Annotated in this window: 2 protein-coding genes; one reads left to right on the top strand and one right to left on the bottom strand. The window is 74.7% G+C overall.

Features of this window, described 5'->3' with window-relative positions; translation table 11 throughout:
* Nucleotides 1–547: 547 nt before the first annotated feature.
* Nucleotides 548–2,674, bottom strand: coding sequence for a glycoside hydrolase family 36 protein (locus E1265_RS34825; protein WP_243741330.1), 2,127 nt, complete (start codon nt 2,672–2,674; stop codon nt 548–550).
* Nucleotides 2,675–2,746: 72 nt separating this feature from the next.
* On the opposite strand from E1265_RS34825, the gene E1265_RS34830 reads away from it, so the two are divergent.
* The coding region (locus tag E1265_RS34830) for a LacI family DNA-binding transcriptional regulator (protein WP_132934952.1) at nt 2,747–3,780 on the top strand (1,034 nt) is incomplete at its 3' end.

Consider the following 3,780-nt stretch of genomic DNA (forward strand, 5'->3'; position numbering starts at 1 on the left):
ACCCGCCCCGGCGCCAACTCCGGCTCGGTGAAGGAGTGACCCGTCGGGCGAACCCCTCGAGTGATCACGACACCGTCCGCGAAGTCCCGGAAAAACCGTGTTCGGCCCGCGGTGCCTGTCACCCTGGCCGGATGAGTGGTAGCCCAGCACCTCGACGACCAACCGGAGAGCTTGTACCAGCGGTGGATCACAGACCTGTGGAACGGGCCGGACAGCGCCGAGGGGCTCACCTCCGTCGCTGATGAGCTGGTGACCGGCGATTTCGTCGGTCACTGGCCCGGCCGTGCCATCCACGGCCCGGACGGTCTCGCCGAGCTCGTCTCGGAGACGAAGGCCATGTTCGTCGACCTGTCCTTCGAGGTGGAGGTGCGACCCTTCTCCCGCGACGGCTGGGTGGCGGGTCGTTGGATCGGCAGGGGACCACGTCCGAAGGGAGCGCCGAGTTCTTCGGTAACGACATCCTTCGCACGGCGGACGGCCGGTTCGCCGAGTACTGGGTGGCTTCCGCCCAGACCTGACGACCGCCGCGCCGCGCGCGACGGCGGCCTCAGGGGAGTGGCGTCAGCCGCAGCAGCAGCGCGGTCGGCGTGCGGGGGAGGGACACCGTCAACTCGGCCTTCTCCGCGGACCAGGTCGCCGTGCCGGCGGGCTCTGACGGGTGCAGCACCTCCACCCGGCTCCGGCGGCCGGCCAACCCCGGCAGCGGCAGCGTCGCCTCCGGCTCGCCGCCGCGTCGCCACACCGACAGGTAGCGGGTCTCGCCGGCCGCCAGGCCGAGCGCCAACCAGTCGTCGGTCCAGCCGGGGAGGCCGAGCGGCCAGAACGGCACGGCGCGCGGAAGGTCAGGCCTGATCTCCCGGTAGGCGCCCAGGGCGTCACGCACCAGGGCCAGTTGCTCCTTCGACATCCGGTTGAGGTGGCCGGAGAGGTGGATCCGGCCGAGCAGCGCGCCCGCCAGCACGAACGCGTTCTCGTCGGCGCCGAACTCCGGCTGCGCGTAAGCCCACACGGCCCCCTGCTCGGGCGGCACGGCGGTCGGCGCGGCCGCCGCGATCGGCGGGTAGCGCAGGAAGTCCTGCTGGTCGCTGGTGGACTGGAGCTGCGCGACGCCCAGCATGGCGCCGTCCATCCGCATGCCGCCCGAGGCGCAGTTCTCCAGCACAAGATCCGGGTAGCGGTCCACCAGCGAGCCGAGCCAGGCCCGGTACGCGCGGGCGTGCCCCAGCAGGCCGGCGCCCGGGCTCGTCGTGCCGCCCGTGTCCGTGCCGGGCGGCACGCTGATGTTGTAGTCCAGCTTGAGGTAGCCGACGCCCCACTCGCCGACGATCCGGTCCACCGTGCGGTCCAGGTGCGCCACCGCGGCGGGGTGCCGCAGGTCGAGCTGGTACCGCCCGTGCTCGCGGATCCGCACCCCGTCGCGGCGGAAGAACGCCTCCGGCGGGAGTGAGTCGGCCAGTGGGCTGCGGACGCCGATGACCTCGGGTTCGAGCCAGAGGCCGGGGGTCATGCCGTGGGAGCGGATCCGGTCGAGCACCTCGTGGATGCCGCGCTCGCCGGGGAAGCGGCTGGCGGCCGGCTCCCAGGCGCCCACGCTGTCCCACCAGCCGCGGGTGTCGTCGTCGTACCAGCCGGCGTCGATCACGAAGTACTCGGCGCCGACCTCCGCCGCCGCGTCGACCAGCGGCAGCAGCTTCCCGGTGGTGGGATCGCCGTTGAGGGTGTTCATGAAGTCGTTGAAGACGACGGGCAGTCGACGGTGGTCCGGGTGCGGCCGGCGTGCCGCCCTCCGGTAGGCGGTGAGCGCGCCGAAGGCCGCCGTGAGGTCGCCCGCGACCGCGAGCGCGGCCGGCTCGGTGGCGAACGACTCGCCGGGGGCGAGGCGTTGCCGCCACTGGTGCTCGGTGTCGGTGGGGCCGTGCAGCGCGAGATAGCCGCCCTGCGCCCGCTCGCCGACCTCCCACAGCCAGCCCGTCGACGACTCGACCTGCCACAACCAGGCGCCGGCGCCCGCCCGTTCGACGAGTGCCCCCATCGGCAGGTGCCCGTCGGTCGACCAACTGCCCTTGCTGGCGTAGCCGACCCGGCCCCGGCTGTCCGCCGCGTTGCGTGCCCGGTTGAGGTCGGGCACCCGGGTCCGCAGCGGCTCGTGGCGCCAACGGCACTCGGCCAGCCAGTCGTTCTCCGCCCAGTACAGGTCGAGCGCTTCCGGTGACGGCAGCCCGCCCAGGGTGAGGGAGGAGACCGCGAGCAGTGTGACGGGATCCGTCCCCTCGTTGGTGACCCGCACCCGGGAGCGCACCACCGGCACCCCGTCGGGCGAGTCGAGCAGCAACTCGGCGGCGAGCCCCGTCGTCTCGTCGCGCAGCCGCACGGTGAGCCGGTGCCAGTCGCCGTCCCGCTCCGCCGTGTGGCCGGTCAGCCGCAGCCTGGCGCCCAGCGTGGTCTCGATCCCGCGTTGCCCCGACCAGTCGCCGCCCTCGCCGAGCGCCAACACCTCGACCAGCGGCGTCGCCCCGGCCTCGGCGAGGCGGGCGGGGCCGAGCGCCACCAGCCGCGGCGGCCCGTCGGGCGTGGCGGCCACCGCCACGTCGAGCGCGTCGTGCCCCCAGCGAATCCGCGCCACCCCCTCGTCGTCCGCCCCGTACCCGCCCTCCGCAAGCGCGCCCTGCGACACCGCTTCAACTCCTCGTGGAATCCCGGCTGCCGATGCCTTGACGGCCCCTGTGTGACCGGTCACAATCCTGGCATGTCTGTGACCGGTCACACAAGGAGCGGGGGGCGCCGCCCGGTCAGCATCCGGGACGTGGCCGCCGCCGCCGGGGTGTCCCACCAGACTGTCTCCCGCGTCATCAACGGGCACCCGAGCGTCAGGCCCGCCACCCGCGAGCGCGTCGAGGCCGCCATCGCCCGACTCGGCTTCCGGCGCAGCGCCACCGCGCACGCGCTGGCCAGCGGGCGCTCCCGCACCGTGACCGTGCTGACCTCCAACACCGTCCACTACGGCTACGCCGCGGCCATCAAGGGCATCGAGGAGGCCGCCCGCGCCGCCTCATACGCCGTCGGCATCCACGTGATCGAGTCCGACGACGAACGGCTCGTCGCCGAGGCGCTGCGGCGCGCCACCGACCCCGGCGGCGGGCTGATCCTGATCGCCTATGACAGCCCCGGCGTCCGCGCCCTCGAACTCGCCTCGGCCGACGCCCCGTTGGTGGCGGCCGTGGAGACCCCGCCCGAGCCGCCGCCGGCCGGCAGCCCCTGGGTGTGGACCGACGACCGGGCCGCGGCCCGCGAGGCCACCCGACACCTGCTCGACCTCAGCCACCGCACCGTCCACTACCTCGCCATCCCCTCCACCACCCGCACCAGCGGCGGCGCCCAACGCGCGGCCGGCTGGCGCGACGCGCTCACCCGCGCCGGGGTGCCCGTGCCGGAGCCGATCGAGGGCGGCTGGGAGCCGGCCGACGGCTACGCCGCCGGCCGCCGGCTGGCCCGCGACCCCGACGTGACGGCCGTGCTGTGCGGCAACGACGACCTGGCGCTCGGTGTGCTGCGCGCGCTGCGCGAGGCCGGCCGCGCGGTGCCGGACGAGGTGAGCGTCGTCGGCTTCGACGACGCCCCGCACTCCGCCTACCTCGCCCCCGCGCTCACCACCGTCCGGCTCGACTTCGCCGGCGTCGGACGCGCCTGCTTCGCCCTGCTGCACGGCCTCGTCGAGCAGGGCGAGCCGATCGCCCCGCGCCCCGTGGCCGCCGCCCCCCGCCTGATCGTCCGCGAGAGCAC

This window comes from Streptomyces sp. 8K308, from assembly GCF_004348315.1.
In the GTDB taxonomy this organism is placed as follows: domain Bacteria; phylum Actinomycetota; class Actinomycetes; order Streptomycetales; family Streptomycetaceae; genus Streptomyces.